The sequence below is a fragment of the Polaribacter sejongensis genome, assembly GCF_038024065.1.
Lineage (GTDB): Bacteria > Bacteroidota > Bacteroidia > Flavobacteriales > Flavobacteriaceae > Polaribacter > Polaribacter sejongensis.
In genome coordinates, this window is the sequence record NZ_CP150667.1 from 1510652 (window position 1) to 1531974 (window position 21323).

At 30.4% G+C, this 21323-nt stretch carries 19 protein-coding genes; 14 read left to right on the forward strand and 5 right to left on the reverse strand.

What is annotated here, in order from left to right:
* The first annotated feature begins 151 nt into the window (after positions 1 to 151).
* The 12 genes from dnaN (at position 152) to WHD08_RS06415 (ending at position 14587) form a co-directional block, all read left to right on the forward strand.
* A complete protein-coding gene (dnaN, locus tag WHD08_RS06360) occupies positions 152 to 1270 on the forward strand; it encodes a DNA polymerase III subunit beta (RefSeq protein WP_165730063.1) in 1119 nt (372 codons plus the stop codon).
* Positions 1271 to 1438: 168 nt separating this feature from the next.
* Entirely contained in the window at positions 1439 to 2056 is a 618-nt protein-coding gene (locus WHD08_RS06365) for an ACP phosphodiesterase (RefSeq protein ID WP_422894395.1), read from the forward strand.
* 135 nt (positions 2057 to 2191) lie between these two features.
* Positions 2192 to 3883: a gamma-glutamyltransferase gene (gene ggt / locus WHD08_RS06370; protein ID WP_208888802.1), complete on the forward strand. Its 1692-nt coding sequence runs from the start codon at positions 2192 to 2194 to the stop codon at positions 3881 to 3883.
* Positions 3884 to 4013: 130 nt separating this feature from the next.
* Entirely contained in the window at positions 4014 to 4436 is a 423-nt protein-coding gene (locus WHD08_RS06375; RefSeq protein WP_208888801.1) for a VOC family protein, read from the forward strand.
* Positions 4437 to 4550: 114 nt separating this feature from the next.
* Positions 4551 to 5420, forward strand: coding sequence for an RluA family pseudouridine synthase (locus WHD08_RS06380; RefSeq protein ID WP_208888800.1), 870 nt, complete (start codon positions 4551 to 4553; stop codon positions 5418 to 5420).
* An 85-nt stretch (positions 5421 to 5505) separates the two neighbouring features.
* Positions 5506 to 6789 (forward strand): hypothetical protein, encoded by a 1284-nt coding sequence (locus WHD08_RS06385; RefSeq protein ID WP_208888799.1) that lies wholly within the window; start codon positions 5506 to 5508, stop codon positions 6787 to 6789.
* A complete protein-coding gene (locus WHD08_RS06390) occupies positions 6789 to 7871 on the forward strand; it encodes an AI-2E family transporter (protein ID WP_208888798.1) in 1083 nt (360 codons plus the stop codon). Before WHD08_RS06385 ends, WHD08_RS06390 begins: the two co-directional genes overlap by 1 nt.
* Before the next feature lie 6 nt (positions 7872 to 7877).
* Positions 7878 to 9062 (forward strand): class I SAM-dependent methyltransferase, encoded by a 1185-nt coding sequence (locus WHD08_RS06395; protein WP_165730045.1) that lies wholly within the window; start codon positions 7878 to 7880, stop codon positions 9060 to 9062.
* 205 nt (positions 9063 to 9267) lie between these two features.
* Positions 9268 to 10077, forward strand: a complete 810-nt coding sequence (gene fdhD / locus WHD08_RS06400; protein WP_208888797.1) for a formate dehydrogenase accessory sulfurtransferase FdhD — start codon at positions 9268 to 9270, stop codon at positions 10075 to 10077.
* Complete coding sequence (locus tag WHD08_RS06405; RefSeq protein ID WP_208888796.1) at positions 10070 to 12361, forward strand: FdhF/YdeP family oxidoreductase; 2292 nt, start codon at positions 10070 to 10072, stop codon at positions 12359 to 12361. The genes fdhD and WHD08_RS06405 overlap by 8 nt, the downstream gene beginning before the upstream one ends.
* A 10-nt stretch (positions 12362 to 12371) precedes the next feature.
* Complete coding sequence (locus WHD08_RS06410; RefSeq protein ID WP_208888795.1) at positions 12372 to 13910, forward strand: hypothetical protein; 1539 nt, start codon at positions 12372 to 12374, stop codon at positions 13908 to 13910.
* Between the two features lie 92 nt (positions 13911 to 14002).
* On the forward strand, positions 14003 to 14587 hold the full coding sequence (locus tag WHD08_RS06415; RefSeq protein ID WP_208888794.1) for a transposase: 585 nt from the start codon (positions 14003 to 14005) through the stop codon (positions 14585 to 14587).
* Between the two features lie 33 nt (positions 14588 to 14620).
* On the opposite strand, the gene WHD08_RS06420 is transcribed toward WHD08_RS06415, so the two are convergent.
* The 3 genes from WHD08_RS06420 to WHD08_RS06430 form a co-directional block, all read right to left on the reverse strand.
* Positions 14621 to 15754, reverse strand: a complete 1134-nt coding sequence (locus tag WHD08_RS06420) for a cysteine desulfurase family protein (protein WP_208888793.1) — start codon at positions 15752 to 15754, stop codon at positions 14621 to 14623.
* A gap of 9 nt (positions 15755 to 15763) precedes the next feature.
* Complete coding sequence (locus WHD08_RS06425; RefSeq protein WP_208888792.1) at positions 15764 to 16309, reverse strand: Smr/MutS family protein; 546 nt, start codon at positions 16307 to 16309, stop codon at positions 15764 to 15766.
* Between the two features lie 182 nt (positions 16310 to 16491).
* Positions 16492 to 17148 (reverse strand): rhomboid family intramembrane serine protease, encoded by a 657-nt coding sequence (locus WHD08_RS06430; protein ID WP_165730031.1) that lies wholly within the window; start codon positions 17146 to 17148, stop codon positions 16492 to 16494.
* Positions 17149 to 17233: 85 nt separating this feature from the next.
* Here WHD08_RS06430 and WHD08_RS06435 point away from each other — a divergent pair, with 85 nt between their 5' ends.
* The gene (locus WHD08_RS06435; RefSeq protein ID WP_165730029.1) at positions 17234 to 18127 is read left to right on the forward strand and encodes a lysophospholipid acyltransferase family protein; all 894 of its coding nucleotides are present in this window, start codon (positions 17234 to 17236) and stop codon (positions 18125 to 18127) included.
* 11 nt (positions 18128 to 18138) lie between these two features.
* Positions 18139 to 19029 (forward strand): lysophospholipid acyltransferase family protein, encoded by an 891-nt coding sequence (locus WHD08_RS06440; RefSeq protein ID WP_208888791.1) that lies wholly within the window; start codon positions 18139 to 18141, stop codon positions 19027 to 19029.
* 31 nt (positions 19030 to 19060) lie between these two features.
* Here the strand turns inward: WHD08_RS06440 and WHD08_RS06445 are convergent, their stop codons facing one another.
* Positions 19061 to 19885: a hypothetical protein gene (locus WHD08_RS06445; RefSeq protein WP_422894400.1), complete on the reverse strand. Its 825-nt coding sequence runs from the start codon at positions 19883 to 19885 to the stop codon at positions 19061 to 19063.
* Positions 19886 to 19925: 40 nt separating this feature from the next.
* Positions 19926 to 21317, reverse strand: a complete 1392-nt coding sequence (gene glmM, locus WHD08_RS06450; RefSeq protein ID WP_208888790.1) for a phosphoglucosamine mutase — start codon at positions 21315 to 21317, stop codon at positions 19926 to 19928.
* Positions 21318 to 21323 lie beyond the last annotated feature (6 nt).

Below are 21323 nucleotides of genomic sequence, written 5' to 3' on the forward strand. Positions count from 1 at the left end.
ATGTAGTTTTTTATGAGGGTTTTTAAAATTTGTTAACATAATTATAACGTTTCTTTTTTCATTAACAAAATGCTCATAACCTGTTAATAAATTAATTTTCAGAATCACTTAATAAGGTTATATTTGTAAGACTAATAAAGATAAAAAATCAATGAAATTTATTGTATCGAGTTCGCAATTATTAAAACAATTACAAGTTTTAGGCGGCGTTATAAACAGCAACAATACCTTACCAATTTTAGATAACTTTTTGTTTGAATTATCTGAAAACCAATTAAAAGTTTCTGCATCAGATTTAGAAACAACAATGAGTTCTGTAATAGATGTAGAAAGTGATAGTTCTGGTTCTATAGCTGTTTCTGCACGTTTATTATTAGATACCTTAAAGACGTTTCCAGACCAACCTTTAACGTTTAAAACGGAAGGTGACAATGCAATTGAAATTAGTTCTGATCAAGGTAAATACGACATGGCTTATTTTGGTGGAGATGAATTCCCTAAAGCGGTTTCTTTACCATCACCAAGTAAAACAGTAGTGCCTGCAAGCATTTTAGGAACTGCAATTTCTAAAACAATATTTGCTGCTGGAAATGATGATTTACGTCCAGTAATGAGTGGTGTATTTTTTCAATTTAGCTCGCAAAGTTTAACTTTTGTTGCAACAGATGCTCACAAATTAGTAAAATATACAAGAACAGATGTTACTGCAGACCAAACGGCAGAATTTATTATGCCAAAGAAACCTTTAAACTTATTAAAAGGTATTTTAGGTGGTTCTGATAGTGATGTTACTATTGAGTACAACGATGCTAATGCAAAATTTACATTTGATAATGTAGTTTTAGTGTGTCGTTTAATTGATGGTAAATATCCAAATTACGAAGCTGTTATTCCAAAAGAGAATCCAAATAAATTAACTGTAGACAGAGCTTCTTTCTTAAACTCTGTAAGACGTGTTTCTATTTTCTCTAGTAAAACAACACACCAGATTCGTTTAAAAATGGCGGGTACTGAATTAAATATTTCTGCAGAAGATTTAGATTTCTCTAACAAAGCAGACGAACGTTTAAGTTGTGATTACCAAGGTGACGATATGCAAATTGGTTTTAACTCTCGTTTTTTAAGCGAAATGTTAAACAATTTAAGTTCTAACGATGTTTTAATTGAAATGTCTTTACCTAACAGAGCAGGAATTTTAACTCCTATTGATGGAACTGACGAAGGTGAACAAGTTACCATGTTGGTAATGCCAGTAATGTTAAATAGTTAACACAAATAATTTGTCATTCCTACGAACGTAGGAATCCAAACATAAATATTTAGAAAACCACAGCTTTTAGTTGTGGTTTTTTTATGCTTTTTAGTATAAGAATATTTACAATTCTTAAAGGTTTTAAATCTTTTGAGGTTTGTAAATTTTTACCTTACTTTTACCTTCATGAATTTCCTAGCCCATTTATATTTATCACAAAACAACACCAATATTATGATTGGTAATTTTATTGCCGACCATATTAGAGGGAATAATTATTTGAGCTTTTCTAAAGAAATTCAGCAAGGAATTTTCTTACACAGAGAAATTGATACGTTTACAGATGCTCACGAAGTTGTAAGAAAAAGTAAAAGACGTTTACACGAACGCTACAGACATTACGATGGCGTAATTATCGATATTTTTTATGATTATTTCTTAGCAAAAAATTGGGCGAATTATTCAGACGTTCCTTTAGAAACATATACTAAAAACGTTTATGATTTATTTAGTAGTATTTCAGACGATTTACCTGTAAAGTCTCAAAACTTTATTAAGTATATGATTGAATATAATATTTTGTTCAATTATCAATATAAAGACGGAATTGCAAAGGTTTTAAACGGAATGAATACCAGAACCAAAGGAAAATCTCAAATGAATTTAGCTATCGAAGATTTAGTACTTTTAGAGGATGAACTTCAAGAAGATTTTACTTTATTTTTTAAAGATTTAATTGCACATACAAATCAGAAATTTATAGAACTGACTAGCGTTTCTGATACCAATGAAATTCAAGAGTAATTTTTGTTGAATACATTTTGCATAACTAATACGAAGAATTTTAAATTGAAGAATTACTCCTTCTAAAAAAATCAAAGAAGGTAGCCCATTAAAATGACTATCTAAATAAAAATTAAAGAACTTAACACCAACCTTATGAAAAAAATAATTTTACTTTTAAGTCTTTCACTCTTCATGATAAACTGTAAGACTGCAGAAAAAAAAGAGCATACTACAGGTTTAATTACTCAAAAGGCAATGGTTGTTTCTGCAAGAATTGAAGCATCTAAAATAGGTTCTGACATTCTTAAAAAAGGCGGAAATGCTTTTGATGCAATGGCGGCAACAGATTTAGCTTTGGCTGTTGCGTACCCATTTGCAGGAAACCTTGGTGGTGGTGGTTTTATGGTATACCGAAAAGCTGATGGAGAAATTGGCGCGTTAGATTATAGAGAAAAAGCACCGTTAGCTGCCAGCAGAGATATGTATTTAGATAACGAAGGCAATGTTATATCAGAAAAAAGCACTTTAGGCGCAATGGCTGTTGGAGTTCCCGGTACATTAGCAGGTATTTTTACTGCTCATAAAAAGTTTGGGACAATGCCGATGTCAGAAATTTTAAAGCCTGTTATCGCTTTAGCTAAACGAGGTGTTGTTGTAACTAAAAAGCAAGAAGATAGAATCAAAAATTATCAATCTTTATTTTTAAAAGCAAATAAAGATTCCATTCCTTTTAATAAAAGCTGGAAAGAAAATGACACTATTAAATATCCTGCGTTAGCAGAAACATTACTCCGTATTCAACAAAATGGATTAGATGAATTTTACAACGGAGAAACTGCTCAAAAAATAGTCAATTTTATTCAAGCCAATGGAGGAATCATCACTTTAGAGGATTTAGCAAAATACGAGGCTAAATGGAGAATTCCAGTTACTTTTACCTATGACGATTTAAAAGTAATTTCGATGTCTCCCCCATCTAGCGGAGGTGTTGCATTAGCACAAATAATGAAAGCTATTGAGCCTTTTGATCTAGATAAATTTGGGCATAACACAACAAAATCTATTCAAGTTATTACAGAAGCAGAAAGACGTGCGTATGCAGATAGAAGTTTCTTTTTAGGAGATCCAGACTTTGTTACTGTACCACAACAAAAATTAATTTCTAAAGCATATGCAACAGAAAGAATGGCAGATTTTTCTTTTGAAAAAGCAACAAAATCTGCCGATGTTTCTCATGGAAATATAGAAATTATAGAAAGTGATGAAACTACCCATTATTCAATTGTAGATCAGTTTGGTAATGCCGTTTCTGTAACTACAACCTTAAACGGAGCGTATGGTTCTAAATTATATTCACCTGAATTAGGTTTCTTTTTCAATAATGAAATGGACGATTTTAGCAGCAAACCTGGTGTGCCAAATATGTTTGGTTTAATTGGTGCAAAAGCCAATGAAATTCATCCAGAAAAAAGAATGTTGAGTTCTATGACACCAACTATTGTAGAAAAAAACGGCAAACTTTTTATGGTAGTCGGAACTCCTGGTGGATCGACCATTATAACGTCTGTTTTACAAACTATTTTAAATGTACATGAATATAAAATGGGAATGCAAGAAGCGGTAAATGCAGCGAGATTTCACCACCAATGGTTGCCAGATGTAGTTAAAATGGAACCGAATAGCTTTGACAAACAAGTGATCTCAGAATTAAAAGACCTTGGATACACCATTGATGAAACTACTTCTAGAATTATTGGTAAAGTTTCAGCAATTTTAGTGTTACCCGACGCTACTTTAGAAGGTGGAGCAGACAAACGTGGAGATGATACTGCTATAGGGTTTTAATTGACAGTTAGCAAAAATATTGAAATTAAAAAAATTATCGATAAAATTTTATATTAAGGTAAACAATCGAACTTTGAAACTTTGAAACTTTGAAACTTTGAAACTTTGAAACTTTGAAACTTTGAAACTTATGCAAATACAACCATTTCACTTAGCGATTCCTGTTCAGGACTTAGAAAAATGTAGAATTTTTTACAGAGATACTTTAAATTGTGAAGAAGGCAGAAGCACAGAACAATGGGTAGATTTTAATTTCTTCGGACATCAATTGGTGATTCATCAAAAAGAAGGTTATATACCAACAGAATCAGTTACAAATCCTGTTGATGGACACGATGTTCCTGTTCCGCATTTTGGCGTTGTTTTAACTTGGGAAGATTGGCATTCTTTAGCAGATCGTTTAAAGGCTGCAAATACAAAGTTCGAAATTGCTCCTTGTATACGTTTTAAAGGAAAAGTAGGTGAACAAGCAACCATGTTTTTTAAAGATCCAGAAAACAATGCTTTAGAGTTTAAAGCATTTCAAGATATGAACCAATTGTTTGCTAAATAAAAAAGGTTCTTAAAATAGATTATAAAATGTTCCCTCGAGCGCAGTCGAGAGGTTAATTTACAAGTAACAACATATAAATCCGTTTCAACTGCGCTAAACCAGACATCTCAAATAATGCATATATCAGAAACTCATATTGTTGAAAAGTTAGAAAAACCAATTCGTTTTCAAGAATATAGCGTTGGTATTTTTAACACAATCCCCACAAAATCTGGTATTAAAAAAGCTATTAAAAAGGGACTTATTTTTATTGATGGAAGTTTGGCAACCACATCCAAATACATTTCTGGAGGAGAAAAAATAGAACTTTTTGAATCTGAAAACTCATCAACATTTGAAAGGTTAGAACTAGATATTGAAGTTTTATTTGAAGACGAAACGTTAGCCATTGTTTACAAACCTGCAGGTATTTTAGTGAGTGGTAATAAGTTTGTGACCATTGCAAACGGGTTGGCACAAAACCTTAAAAAAAGCACTTTAGCTGATGCTGTAAAACCACAACCAATTCATCGGTTAGATTATCCTACAAGCGGACTTTTATTAATAGGTAAAACAAGCACAGCTATTACTGTATTAGGGAAATTATTTAAAGAAAAAGAAATTAAGAAGACCTATTTTGCTGTAACTATTGGTAAAATGAACTCAGAAGGAACTATAAAACTACCTATTGAAGAAAAGGAATCTGAAACAGATTTTCAAGTTTTACAATCTGTAATTTCAGAACGTTTTGAGTATTTAAACTTGGTGAAATTATCACCAAAAACAGGAAGAAAACACCAACTTAGAAAACATTTATTTTCTATAGGAAATCCTATTTTAGGTGATAAAGAGTACTTTTTAGAAGGTAAAGTTTTAAACGGAAAAGGTTTGTATTTACATGCAGCAACTTTAGATTTTATGCATCCTTTTACAAAAACACCTATTTCTATATCAAAAGCATTGCCTAAAAAATTTAATAAAATATTTAATGAACTATCGTTTTAAAAACCTCATTAACTTTTAATAAAGCCAACACATAGTTTCTTCATTCTAAAAAGATTAATTTAGCCACTTATTATAAAATCACAAAATGAAGAAGCTTTTTAAAATTATTGGAATTATTTTATTACTAATAATTGTATCGGCAGGAATCTATTATTTTACTACAAGTGAACCTTTACCGGAAGGAAAACAAGGTAAAGAAGCCGATGCTTTAGCAGAAAACATGTTAAATGCGTTAAACATTGATGCTTACAAGAACACAGAAATACTAGAATGGAGTTTTAGAAATGAACATCATTATAAATGGATTAAAAGATCGAATGTTGTTGTTGTAAAATGGGATGAAAATACCGTTCATTTATTTTTAAATGAACCGCAAAAAAGCCTTGTGGACGTTAAAGGAATTGAGGTTAAAAATCCTGATCCAAAAATTATAAAACAGGCACAAGACTTTTTTAATAACGATTCTTTTTGGTTAGTAGCTCCTTACAAAGTTTTTGATGCAGGAACAGAAAGACGCCTAGTAAAGTACAATGATAAAGATGCCTTATTAATAACATACACTTCGGGAGGCTCTACCCCAGGAGATTCTTATTTATGGTTTTTAGATGAAAACTATTTACCAACTTCTTTTAAAATGTGGACTTCAATAATTCCTATTGGTGGTGTTTCTGCCACTTGGTCTGATTTAAAAGACACCAAAACAGGAATCAAATTACCAACTAAACACAAACTTTCTTTATTTGGTTTAGAAATAAATATGGGAGAAGTAACATCGGAAAATAGTAAAGCAGATATTCTTGCTAATAATATTTTAAAAGCGATAAAACATGAAGCTTACAAAAACACTCGTTTTATAGAATGGAGTTTTGGAGGAAAAAGACATTTTAAATGGGACAAAGAAAAACATATTGTAGATGTTTCTTGGGATAGCATTCGTGTACAATTATATCCAAGAAATAAAGAAAATAGCAGTGTGTTTATCAACAACAAGAAACAAGAAATTGCAAATACTGAAGTTGTAAAAAAAGCTTGGGATATTTTTAATAATGACTCTTTTTGGTTGGTTGCTCCTCATAAATTATTTGATAATGGAACCATTAGAAGTATTCAAAAAGTCGATGACAAAGAAGTATTATTGGTAAAATATACAACTGGTGGTACAACTCCTGGTGACTCTTATCTTTGGTTTGTAGATGAAAACTACATTCCTAAAAGCTATAAAATGTTTGTACCTAGTAAAAAGATGAACGGAGTCCCTGCTACTTGGCAAGACTGGATAACCACAGAAAGTAGTACTTTATTACCAACAAACCACGTTTTTGGTAATGGTAATATTTTAAGTATGGGTACAGTAAAAGGATATAATTAATGAAATCTAAAACAATTGCCAGCGGAATTTTAAGGGCTATAGGAATACTTTTAGGTATTTTTCTTCTTGGCTATTTCTTATACACCATTCAATCTGTAATTATCTATATTATAATTGCAAGCATTTTATCGTTGGTTGCCAGACCTATCATTATTTTTCTAAGAGAAAAACTAAAGTTTCCAAACACGCTTGCTGTTGTATTTACCATGATTTTTATGTTAAGCCTATTAACAGGTTTAATTTTAATGTTTATCCCTTTAATTACTGAGCAAGGCCAAAATTTATCTTTGCTTGAGGTGGATAAACTGGAAGCAAATATTCAGGAAATTTTTAATCAAATTACAGGCTATTTTTCTTCTAGAGGAATAGATGTTTTGGGGGAATTAAAAAATGTAGATTTTATTTCTCAATTTAAAGAAATCCCTGATTTCTTAAATGCTGTTTTAGGCGCTGTAGGTACTATAAGTGTTGGTTTATTTTCTGTATTATTTATCTCTTTCTTTTTTATGAAAGATAGTCACTTGCTTAAAAATGGCGTGATGGCAATAGTCCCAGAAGGCAATGAAAGCAGATTCTCTAAATCTTTAGATACCATTAATAATTTACTGTCTAGATATTTTATTGGATTAATTTCCCAAATTACAATCCTGTTTATCATATACACTGTTATCTTACTAATTTTTGGAATTAATAACGCCGTCGTCATTGCTTTTTTATGTGCTTTGTTAAACCTAATTCCGTATGTAGGGCCGTTAATTGGCGCTGTAATTATGTTTATTTTGTCGATGACGAGTAATATTGGACTAGATTTTCAATCAGAAATTTTACCAACAACAATGTATGTAATGACTGGTTATCTAATTGCACAATTAATTGACAATTTTGCGAGTCAGCCAATTATATTTTCTAAGACAACAAAATCTCATCCGTTAGAAATTTTCTTAATAATAATTATTGGAGGCCTACTTTTTGGTGTTGTAGGTATGATTACTGCCGTACCTTTATACACTGCGTTAAAAGTAATTTTAAAAGAGTTTTTGGCTGATAATAAAATAGTAAAATCATTAACTAAAGATCTCTAATTTCTTTTGAATAAAGCCATTTTAAGTCCAGAAATTCAGCAATTTATTACTGATAATTTAAAATCAAACATTACAAAACTGATTTTAAAAGGAAGTCCATTTAGAGATATTTCTGTACAAGAATTAGCCAACCAAATTGTGGCTAAACAAAAATCTGAACACAAACTTGCTAGCTGGTTTTCTACAGAAAACATATATTATCCGCCCAAAATAAGTATTGAGCAAACCTCTTCAGAAATTACGGCTGCTTATAAAAACAACTTGGTTTCAGGAAATTCAATTATAGATATCACAGGAGGTTTTGGAGTAGATTGTTTTTATTTTTCAAAAAAGTTTAAAGAAGTTATTCATTGTGAAATTAATGAGGATCTATCTGAAATTGTAAAACACAACTATCAGAAACTACAAGTAAAAAATATAACTACATTTTCGGGTGATGGACTTGAATATCTAAAAAATCACAAAGCAAAATTTGATTGTATTTACATAGATCCATCAAGAAGAAATGATCTAAAAGGAAAGGTGTTCTTACTAAATGATTGTTTGCCGAATGTACCCGAAAACATCGATTTTCTTTTTACCAAAACCAATCAAATCCTCATTAAAAACTCACCTATTTTAGATATTACAAGCACTATTAATGAATTAAAATTTGTAAAAGAAATTCATATTATTGCCGTGAATAATGAAGTGAAAGAATTGTTGTTTTTATTAGAAAAAGAGTACAGTGATCCAATAAAAATCAGAACCGTAAATATTGGTAAAAAAGAGATACAAACTTTTAATTTTAATTATAAAGAAGCAGTAAATTCTGAATATTCTGAGCCACTCACCTATTTGTATGAGCCAAACGCTGCAATCCTAAAATCTGGAGGTTTTCATGAAATTTCACAACAATTAAAGGTTTTTAAATTACAACAACATTCTCATTTATATACTTCTGATGAAATTATTGATTTTCCTGGAAGGGTCTTTAAAATAGAGAACGTTTTAAGTTACGATAAAAAGAAACTTAAAAAATTAGTTGTAGAAAACAAAGCAAATATTACCACAAGAAATTTCCCAAAAACGGTTGCTCAAATTAGAAAAGATACCAAAATTAAAGATGGAGGAAATACATATTTATTCTTTACAACGCTTAACACTACTGAGTATATTGTTATTCTTTGTAAGAAAAAACAGCACAAATAGAGCCTAAACAACTAAATGTTAATAAATTAAATCCATTTCTTAACATTTTATTCAGTTTTTTTACTAAGTTTACGAACACTTTAAGTGTTTTTTGATTAGGGGCTTAAAACACTTAAATAAAAAGTCTCGAATTCACTTTCGAGGCTTTTGTTTTTTTACACTACTTTTTTCAGTAATTTTGTATGGAAAGCTTAACTTTCTAAACATGCAAACAAGCACTTATCAAGCACTAAAAATTAATCAAAATACACAGACTTCAATTCAGGATGTTTTGGTTGTAGAAGCTGCTTTACAAATTAACATTAATGATGAGCCTTATACTGTGGTTATGAGAACACCAGATAATGACAAAGCATTAATAAGAGGATTTCTTTTTGCTGAAGATATTTATAAAAGTGACAAAACTTTAATTTTTGAAGTAGTTGAAGAAGAAAATGAAATTCCGACGATTATAAACGTTACTATTTCTAAAGAGATATTAGGTAAAGGATATTTAAATAAAAGAACATTACTCTCTGTTTCTTCCTGCGGAATTTGTGGAAAAAAAGAGCTAAAAGATATTAATGTTGAAGGGGAGAAACTAACTCAAACAACTACTTTTTCTAGTACTATTTTACATGAAATGTTTTTAAAAATGAATAGTTTTCAGCATACCTTTAAAAACTCTGGTGGTAGTCATGCAGCAGCACTTTTTAATAAAAACCATGAGTTTTTAACCGTTAAAGAAGATATTGGTAGACATAATGCTGTAGATAAAGTAATTGGAGATTTGTTGATAAAAGACTATTTAAAGCATGCCAAATACTTATTGGTAAGTGGACGCGTTTCTTACGAAATTGTTTCAAAAGCATTTATTGCAAAAATACCGATTATTGTAGCAGTCTCTGCCTGCTCTTCTTTAGCAGTCGATTTTGCAAAAGAATTTGGTATTTGCCTAATCGGTTTTACAAGAGAGCAAAAAATGACCATTTATTCAAATCCATCATTTGTTGAAAAAACGAAAAGCTATGTCTAAAAACAGAAAAGTACAACCGCCAGAAAAACTAACAGGGATTCAATTAACAGAAGTTCCTAAATCTGCAGTTGGCGTAAAAGCGATTGTTTCTGCTTTAACACATATTAAGGATGAAGTTGGAGTTAGCAAAGGAATTCAGTTATTATCAAAATTAAATCAAAAAGATGGTTTTGATTGCCCTGGCTGCGCATGGCCAGATCCTGATGAAAAAAGAGCTTTTTTAGCTGAGTATTGCGAAAATGGAGCAAAAGCTGTTGCAGAAGAAGCTACTAAAAACAAAGTTTCTCCCATATTCTTTGCAACACATTCTGTACAAGAACTTTCTGAATTTTCTGATTACGAAATTGGAAAAAGTGGAAGAATTACACACCCAATGTATTTGCCAGAAGGCGGAACACATTATGAAGAGATTTCTTGGGAAAATGCTTTTAAAATGATTGGTGAAGAATTAAATTCTTTAGATTCTCCTGACGAAGCAATCTTTTATACTTCCGGAAGAACCAGTAATGAAGCTGCTTTTTTATATCAATTATTTGTACGTCAATTTGGGACAAACAATTTACCAGACTGTTCTAACATGTGTCACGAATCTAGTGGTGTGGCACTTTCACAAACACTCGGCATAGGAAAAGGTTCCGTTACATTAGACGATTTTAATCATGCTGATTTAGTGATTGTTATTGGACAAAACCCGGGTACAAATCACCCAAGAATGTTAACCGCTTTAGGAGAAACAAAAAAACAAGGTGGAAAAATAATTACGATAAATCCGTTACCAGAAGTTGGTTTAATGAATTATAAAGATCCTCAAAATCCTTTAAAATGGATTGGATCTGGTCAAGATTTAACCGATTTATTTTTACCTGTAAAAATAAATGGTGATGTCGCTTTATTAAAAATCATCTTAAAGTTGATGAAAGAAAAAGAAAATGCTGAACCAAATAGTGTTTTCGATCATCAATTTATAAAAGAAAAAACAGCGGGCTTAGAATCTCTTTTAAAAGATTTAGACACCTATTCTATAGCCGAGTTATTACCGCAAACAGGACTAACTTTAGATCAAATTAAAGAAACAACAGCACTCATTATCAACAATAAAAATATTATTATTTGTTGGGCAATGGGTTTAACTCAACATAAAAATGGGGTTGATAATATCCGTGAAATTGTAAACATTTTATTATTAAAAGGCAGTATTGGTAAAAAAGGAGCAGGTACTTGTCCTGTTCGTGGACACTCAAATGTACAAGGTGATAGAACTATGGGGATTTGGGAAAGACCACCAGCTTCTTTTCTAGATAATTTAGAGAAAGAATTTAAGTTTAAAGCACCAAGAAAATTTGGTTTCGACGTGGTAGAGGCTATTGATGCCATGCATAAAAAAGAGGCCAAAGTGTTTTTTGGAATGGGTGGTAATTTTATTTCCGCAACACCAGATACTGTTTTTACTGCAAAAGCTTTACAAAACTGCAGCTTAACAGTACAAGTATCAACCAAATTGAATCGCAGTCATTTAATAACAGGTAAAAAAGCATTGATTTTACCATGCTTAGGAAGAACAGAAAAAGACTTTCAAACAAAAGGAGAGCAATTTGTTTCTATAGAAAATTCTATGGGAGTTGTACAACAATCTCATGGTACATTAACTCCTTGTTCTAAAAATTTATTAAGTGAAGCTGCAATTGTAGCAGGAGTTGCAAATGCAACATTACAAAACTCAACTACAAATTGGACAGCGTTAATTTCTAATTATGATCTTATTCGTGATAAAATTGAAGCAACCATTCCTGGTTTTACAGATTTTAATACTCGAGTAAGAATTAAAGGCGGATTTTATTTACCAAACAATGCTCGAGAAAATGATTTTACTCCAACAAAGACAGGTAAAGCTAATTTTAGTATTAATAAACCTTCAGAAATTGATTTAGAAAAGAATCAATTTATGATGATGACCATTAGAACTCATGATCAATACAACACCACTATTTACGGTTTAGACGATAGGTACAGAGGTGTTTTAAATGAAAGAAGGGTTATTTTTATGAATGAAGATGATATGAAATCTCTACATTTAAAAAAATTAGATTTGGTAGATTTAACGAGTCATTTTAATAATGAAGAAAGAGAAGCTAAAGGTTTTTTAGTAGTTCCATATCAGATTCCTACACAATGTACCGCCACTTATTTCCCAGAAGCGAATGTATTAGTTCCCTTAAAAAGTAAAGCAGATATTAGCAATACTCCAGCTTCCAAAACAGTAATTATTACCATTAAAAAAAGATAAAAATTACCTTATGAAAAAGATTACTTTTTTACTCATACTTCTTATTTCTAACCAAGTATTATTTTCTCAATCAGAAAATATTCCGAAGAAAATTACACAAAAGGGCTTTGCTAAAATAGATTTCCTTTCTATTGACATGCCTATGATAGAAACTTACAAAGAACGTAATATGGGATTAACAGGGATTCATTATAATCTATTTTTAGGTGATGAATTCTATACAGGAGTTGGACTTTATGGTTCTATTGCAGGAATACGAGGTGGTTTTTTTACTTTGGGAGTAAACGCAGGACTTAAAAAATATTTTTCTAATAAATTATATGTAGATACCGGTTTTCACTTTGGTGGCGGTGGTGGTGCAGGTGCTCTTGATGGCGGTGGTGCTTTTATATTACCTCATTTTAATTTAGGTTATGACTTTAAAAACTTTTCAATAAACGGAGGTTGGAGCTATGTTAACTTTTTTGATAGAGGAGAAATTAAAGGGCATCAACTAAATGTTGCTCTAGAAATTCCTTTAGATTTTGAATATTCAGATTATAAATCAGCAGAAAAAGAAATAGATTTAAATGAATTTGCAAATACTAGTTGGAATCAAAATCCAAAAAGAAATTCTTTAATGGTTCATTTTAACAATTTAAAAGTTTTAAGCAAGGCTAAATCTACAGATGATCAAGTTTTAGAGGGTAAAACCATAAAATTAGCCGGATTTGAATATACATCTTACTTGAGCAATAATTGGTTTACTTTTTTAAAAGTAGATGGCGCTTACGATGGTATTAGAGCAGGTTATATGGATGTTTTACTTGGTGGAGGATATCACTTATCAATGAACAGAAATAGAACCAATATTTTAGCGAAATTTGGTATTGGTGCTGGTGGTGGTGGTGGTGTAGATAGTAAAGGTGGATTCTTATTATATCCTGATTTATCTATAGAACAACAATTATTTAAGGACATTTATATCTCTGTTAATAAGGGATATTTATTAACTCCGAATAAGGATTTTTACACCTCTACTTTTGGGATTGGTATTAAATATTATATAGAGAGAAATGGAATAAATACAGACAACACAACTTTTACAAAAGGAAAATTTAAAGGTTTTGAAGTCATCGTAAAACAAGACATGTACTTTAATGCAAAAAGAATGGAAGATCCTACAGAACACATGCATCAAATTTCTTTACAAATAAATTTAGATTTAAATAAAAATGTATATGTTGCAGGTCAAACTTCTTTTGCAAATTTTGGTAATGCAGGCGCTTATGGTGAAGGTTTGGTAGGTGTAGGTTTAAAAATGGATCCTTTATTTAATGATTCTACTTCTTTATTTGCACAACTATTAGGAGGTGCTGCAGGTGGCGGAGGTATTGCTACAGGACAAGGTTTAATTATAAAACCAAGTTTAGGATTCGATTATGAGCTTTCTAAAACCTTAAATTTAAGAGCAGCTGCTGGTTATGTAAAAGCAAAAGGAGGAGAACTAAGCAGCCCGTTTATCAACCTTGGTTTAAAGTATAATATCTCTTTTTTAAAGTTGAAATAATATCGTAAAGACCTTGCATTGCAAGGTCTCTCTCTCTTGGAAACATTGCAATGTCTCTATGATTAAAATCAAATTAAACATCAATCAAAAAATTGGACAAATTTAAAAATAAATACCGCGTTTCCTCTACCCGTTTGCAATCTTGGGATTATAGGAATAATGGTGCGTATTTTATAACAATTTGTACCGCCAATCGAAAACATTTATTTGGTGAAATTGTAAAAAAATTGCCCAGCAATTTACCTACAATGCAATTAAATGAAATAGGAAAATTGGCAGAAAAATATTGGTTAGAAATCCCTCAACATTTTCCATTTGTGGAACTGGGTAATTTTGTGATAATGCCCAATCATACCCATAGAATTCTAATTATTGACAAACAAATTATTGACAAACAAATTGAAACGTTGCAGTGCAACGTTTCTACGGGGGATAAAAATATTGGTGCCAAAAATGAACAAATGGCAAAAATTTCACCAAAACCCGGTTATATTTCTACCATTATACGATCTTATAAATCTGTTGTATCAAAAAATGCTCGAAAAATTGACCAATATTTTGGTTGGCAATCTCGTTTTCATGATCATATTATTTGCAATAATATCTCTTTCAATAAAGTTCAGAATTACATTACAAACAACCCTTTAATGTGGAATGAAGATAAATTTTATAAATAATTTAATCGTCAAATACGTTAGTTGCATTGCTAACTAAATATTTTCTTTTAAATAATTTACAACAAAATCAATTTCTTGTTTTGTAGTGTATTTAGAAAAAGAAAAACGAACCGAAGTTTTATCTGCATCTATATCGTTTAAAATTTCTTTTAAAACATGCGAACCTTTATTGCTACCACTTTGGCAAGCACTTCCACCAGAAATAGCAATTCCTGCCATATCTAAACTGAATAAAAGCATGTCGTTGATAAAAGGAAAACGTAAATTTAAAATGGTATAACTACTTTTTTCTATGTCTGATGAAAGTCCGTTAAACTCAATATCTTTTGAAAGTCCTTTTAATTCTGATATAAAATACTCTTTTACCCCCCCTATTTCTTTTTGATCTTTTTTCAGATTAGAAACAGCTAATTCTAATGCTTTTTCCATGCCCAAAATAGCATGAACATTTTCGGTACTAGACCTTGCTCCCATTTCTTGTTCTCCTCCATGAAGCATTGGTAAAATTCCAAATCCTTTTCTAAAAAAAGCAAACCCTACTCCTTTTGGTCCGTGAAACTTATGCGCACTCGCTACCATAAAGTCTAAGGATGTTTTCTGTAAATCAATATTATAATGTCCTATCGCTTGTACGGTATCCGAATGAAATAATGCATTATTTTTTTTACAAATCCCTGCAACTGCATCAATATCTAAAATGTTACCAATTTCATTATTAACCAACATTAAACTTACCAGTGTCTTGTCTTCTGATCCTGATAAAAGTTGCTCTAGATGAACAATATCCACAGATCCAAATTCATCAAGGTTTACATAATCGACAAGTATGTTATGATTTTTTTCTAAATGAAAACACGTATGTAAAACGGCATGATGCTCTATTTTCGTCGTAATAATTCTTTTAACACCGAGGTTAAAAACAGCATTGTGCAATATTAAATTATCTGCTTCTGTACCACCAGCAGTAAAAATAATTTCGCTGGCCGTTACATTAAAATGCTTTGCTATATTTTTTCTTGCAGTTTCTACGGCAGATTTTGCTTTTCTACCAAATTGATGAATAGATGATGGATTACCATAATTACCTTTCATAGATGTATGCATTACCTCTATAACTTGGTCATCTATTTGTGTGGTTGCTGCGTTATCTAAATAAACAGTTTTCATAACTTAAAATTAAATAGGGTTTTGAAAAATATAAACTTCTGTAGCTCCTAAGCCATATTTCTTGTAAGAAGCATCGTAAAATTTTACAGGATATTTATTTAATAATCTTAAAAGTTCAGATCTTAAAACACCTTCTCCAACTCCATGTATAAAAACAACCTTAGCAATTCTTTTAGATATGGCAAACTCAATTTTACTTTTTGCAGTATCTAATTGTAGGTTTAACATGTCGTAATTATCCATGTTTCTTGTAGACTTCGTCAGTTTACTAATGTGTAAATCGACTTCTAAAATAACTTCTTTCTTTTCTTTTTTAAATAAACTTTTCTTTGGTTTATTCTGTGCAATCTTATCTTTTAAAAGTGAATTATTAATATCACTAAACTTAGATAACTCATGCTGTTCAACATCAATTCGTACTAATTCTGATGCATTGAATTTAAAAATCATACCATCGGTAGTTTCCACAGAAATTTCAGCACCATTAATACCGATGACTTTTCCTTTTAGAACATCATCTAAAACAGCTACTTTATTTCCAATTTTTAAACTCATTCTATATTTTGACTTAATTTTATTATCGTTTTTTTAGAAAGTATATTTATTACAAAAGTAACAAGCTGAAAAAGTTTTCTCTCTAAAATAGTTATAAATTCTGATTCCTTAACACGTTAAGTAAGACACTAAAACAAGTTCAGTAAATCTGGAGTTCATCACAGTAAGCAATCGCCTCTTTTTTATAAACTTTTTAATTTATCACCAAAAAGTAATAATAGTATAATTGGAACACCTAATGCTATTACTAAAATCTTATTTGTTTCAAATAAAGACGGATTTAGCAACAATGTAATTGCAAAACCTCCAATTGCTCCACCTAAATGTGCAGAATGCCCAACGTTACCCAATTGCTTTTTCATTCCGTAAATTGAATACAATAAATACCCAACTCCAAAAATATAACCAGGAATTGGTATTGGAATAAAAAACAAATACAATTCCATTGCAGGATATAAAAGTATCGAAGCATACACAATACCAGAAACGGCTCCAGAAGCTCCTACAGCACTATAATAAGGTTCATCCTTATGATATTTAAGTGAATACAAACTACCTGATAATAAACTTCCAAAATAGATTACTAAAAAACCTGGAATCCCTAGAATCTGAGCAACAATATCTCCAAAAAGATATAAAGCATACATATTAAAACCTAAATGCAGCCAGTCTACATGTAAAAAACCAGAAGTTAAGGTTCTTATTTTTTCACCAGATAAAACTTTACCTACTTGAAACTTATATTTATCTAAAAAAGAGTAATCATTAAACCCTTTCATAGACACCAAAACATTGGCAATAATCAGTATTAATACTGCTTGATTTATATTGTTCATCATAAAGCAAAATTACTGAAATCTGATTTACTAATGCTACTCCATTTTAAATTTATATCCGATATTTGCATACTTAAAATAATACTCCATGCATTTAATTGTTTTTAGTCTTATATACCCGTTTATTTGGTTGATTTCTAAACTCCCTATGAAGATATTATACATAATTTCGGATGGACTATATCTCTTAAATTATTACATTATTGGCTATAGAAAAAAAGTAGTTTTAGAGAATTTACATTTGGCTTTTCCTGAAAAAAGTGAGAAAGAAATTATAAAAATTAGTAAAGGTTTTCTTAAACATTTAACCGATTTTATTGTAGAAAGTATAAAGACATTTACAATTTCTGAAAAAGAAATTTCTAAAAGAATAAAATATAAAAACATTGATTTACTAAAAGAGGTTGCTAAAAATGGAAAAAGTATTTCTTTAGTTGGAATTCATCAAGCAAACTGGGAATGGCTTACAGGCTTACCTTTACAAATTAAAAAACCAGATTTTTATGCTGCGTATACCAAAGTACAAAATAAGCACTTCGAAAAAGTAATTAAAATGTCTCGTTCAAAATTTGGTGGAACCCTATATAGAACCTCTGATACTATTAGAAATCTTCATAGAAATTTTGTAAATAAAAAACAAGGTATTTATATTTTGTTAAGCGATCAATCTCCACAAATAAAGAATACTCATTATTGGGCTGAATTTATGGGGATAAAAGTACCTATTCATACTGGTGCAGAAACTCTAGCTAAAAGATACGATATGTCTTTTGTATACTGGACGACCAGAAAAATTAAAAGAGGTTATTATGAAGTTGAATTTGAATTGATTACAGAAAACCCAAAAGAGTATAAAAATTACGAACTTACAGATAAATTTATTGAAATAACAGAAAGAAATATTAGAAATCAACCTGAAGTTTATTTATGGTCTCATAAACGTTTTAAACATAGGAATAAAGTTCCGATATTACCATCATAAATAACAACTATATGCAATTATTAAGTTTTGTACTTACATATCCATTAATTTTACTACTCTCTGTATTACCGATGAGAGTTTTATATATTATTTCGGACTTTTTTTTCTTTCTAGTATATTATGTTTTTCGCTACAGAAAAGAAGTCGTTTTAGCAAACCTACATCTTGCCTTCCCTGAAAAATCGGAAGATGAAATAGCATTAATTTCTAAAAAATTCTTTAAACATTTTACTGATTTAGTTGTAGAAAGCGTCAAATATTTTTCCATTAGTGAGAAAGAGATACAAAAACGTTACAAATTTCTAAACCCAGAATTAGTAGATAATTATAGTAAGAAGAAAAAAGGTATTATAATTGTTGGAGCACATCAAGCAAACTGGGAATGGTCTACAAGTATGCCACTTGCTTTAGAAACAACCATTTTAGGCGCATACACTAAAATACAAAACAAGTATTACGAAAAAGCTATTAAAAAGAGTAGAAAGCGTTTTGGTATTGATGGTTATAAAACCTCTGAAACAATTCTTAATATTCAAAAAAATATTGATAATAAGCTTCAAGCTGCTTATATTTTACTAAGTGACCAATCTCCACAACCGCACAAAACATATTATTGGAGCAAGTTTTTTGGTGTAAAAGTACCCATACATACGGGTGCAGAAATGCTTGCAAAAAAATTCGACTTTGTTGTAATTAACTATGTGGCAAGAAAAGTAAAAAGAGGATATTATGAAGTTGAATTTCAATTAATAACCGAAACTCCTAAAGATTTTGATGATTATCAAATTACGGATAAATACACCAAAATAACAGAAGAAAATATAAGACTACAACCAGAGTTATACTTATGGTCTCACAAACGTTTTAAACATAGTGATAAAGTACCAAAAGAGTTTTTATAAATCTTTTGGCACTTTCTTTTTTTTTAAATTCTTAAAGGTGAAACCTTCCTCCAATAAGTATATTTCTTTGGAAAAAAGTAAAACTTTGAGAAGCTCCATCGTTTGGATTATAAGTCGTTTTAACATCTGGCATATAAATATAACCAAACTTTAAATCTGATTGTATATAGAAATATTTAAAGAACGTTAAATTAAGACCTACAACAGCTGAAGTACCGTAACCAGCAATATGAAACTCATCATGTCTTTCTTGATCAAATAACTTTATATCTGTTCTTGGATACAAAATTCCTGCTCCTAAACCTTCCGTAAGGTTTATTTGAAAGTTCTTATGGTTTAAACCAATTAAATGACCAATTTCATCAAATCTTCTAAACTCAACATTTACATAATTTAAACCATCGGTATGTTCTAGCTGTAAAAAATCTTCAGATAATATTTGATTATCATTATTATAAACACCATCAAATGGAGTTCCTGCATTTATCTCTCCATCAATTTTTACCGTTTGATCTGCAACCATTACATATTTCATGTGGTCTACACCTATAGAAATTGTATAATTTTCTTTTAAAAAATACCCTATTCTATAATTGTTTTGAGGAATGGTAATTCTACCCGGATTTAAATAATCATTAAAACTAAATGGCGTTTGCCTGTCTTTTGCTTTTACATTGCGTAAAGTAAAATCATAACTACCATTATCTCCAGTAAAGTGAATATCAGAATCAGAGTAATTAGCCCTATTCCATCCCCAATAAAAAAAGAATTTTCCTTTATTAGTTATTTTCTCTACATTTTTTAAATTATCAATATTTTCTGTACTATTTTCTTGTGAAAAAGAACAGATGCTCATTAATAAAAATGAACCTATAATTACTTTTGTTTTCAAAATACTATGCTATTATTGCTTTAATTTCATTGATAAATCTTACAGCTAAGTCGTCTGCAGCTTGCTGAGATTTTGCTTCTGTGTAGATTCTAATAATTGGCTCTGTATTCGATTTTCTTAAGTGAATCCATTCGTCAGCAAAATCAATTTTTACACCATCTATGGTATTTACATCTTCGTTCGAATAGGTAGAAGCCATTGTTTCTAAAATCTTGTCAACATCTATTTCTGGCGTTAACTGAATTTTATTTTTACTCATAAAATAACTTGGGTACGAATCTCTTAATTCTTTACAAGATATTTTCTTATTTGCTAAATGCGATAAAAACAAAGCAACTCCTACTAGAGAATCTCTACCATAATGAGATGCAGGATAAATGATTCCACCATTTCCTTCTCCTCCAATTACTGTATTGGTTTCTTTCATTTTGATAACCACATTTACTTCTCCAACTGCTGAAGCTGTATACGTTCCTCCATGCTTTTCTGTTACATCTCTTAATGCTCTAGAAGATGATAAATTAGAAACCGTGTTTCCACCACCTAATTTCCCTAAAACATAATCTGCACAAGCAACTAAAGTATATTCTTCTCCGAACATAGAACCGTCTTCAGAAATTAAAGCCAAACGATCTACATCTGGATCTACTACAATTCCGAAATCTGCTTTTTTCTTTACCACCAATTCAGAGATATCTGTTAAGTGTTCTTTTAAAGGTTCTGGATTGTGAGGAAACTCACCATTTGGAGTACAATATAATTCTATACATTTAACACCTAATTTCTTTAATAAAGCAGGAATAAAAATTCCTCCTGTAGAATTTACACCATCTACAACTACTTTAAATTTTGCTTTTTTAATCGCTTTAACATCTACTAAATCTAGATTTAAAACCTCTTTAATATGTTTTTTTAAGTATTTTTTATTCTTTTTATAAGAACCTAAATCATCTACTTCTGCAAATGAAAAATCTTCACTTTCTGCTAAAGCTAAAATTTTTTCTCCTTCTGCTCCGTTTAAGAATTCTCCTTTTTCATTTAATAATTTTAAAGCATTCCATTGTTTTGGATTGTGAGATGCTGTTAAAATAATTCCTCCATCCGCTTTTTCTAAAGGAACAGCAACTTCTACCGTTGGTGTTGTAGATAAACCTAAATCAATTACATCGATTCCTAACCCTACTAAAGTATTAGCTACTAAACTAGAAATCATTTTACCAGAAATACGAGCATCTCTACCAACTACTACTTTTATTTTTTTCTTACCAGAATTTCTTGCCTTAATAAATGCTCCGTAAGCAGAAGCAAATTTTACAGCGTCTATTGGTGTTAAATTATCAGCAGTTTTTCCGCCAATGGTTCCTCTAATTCCTGAAATTGATTTTATTAATGTCATATTTTT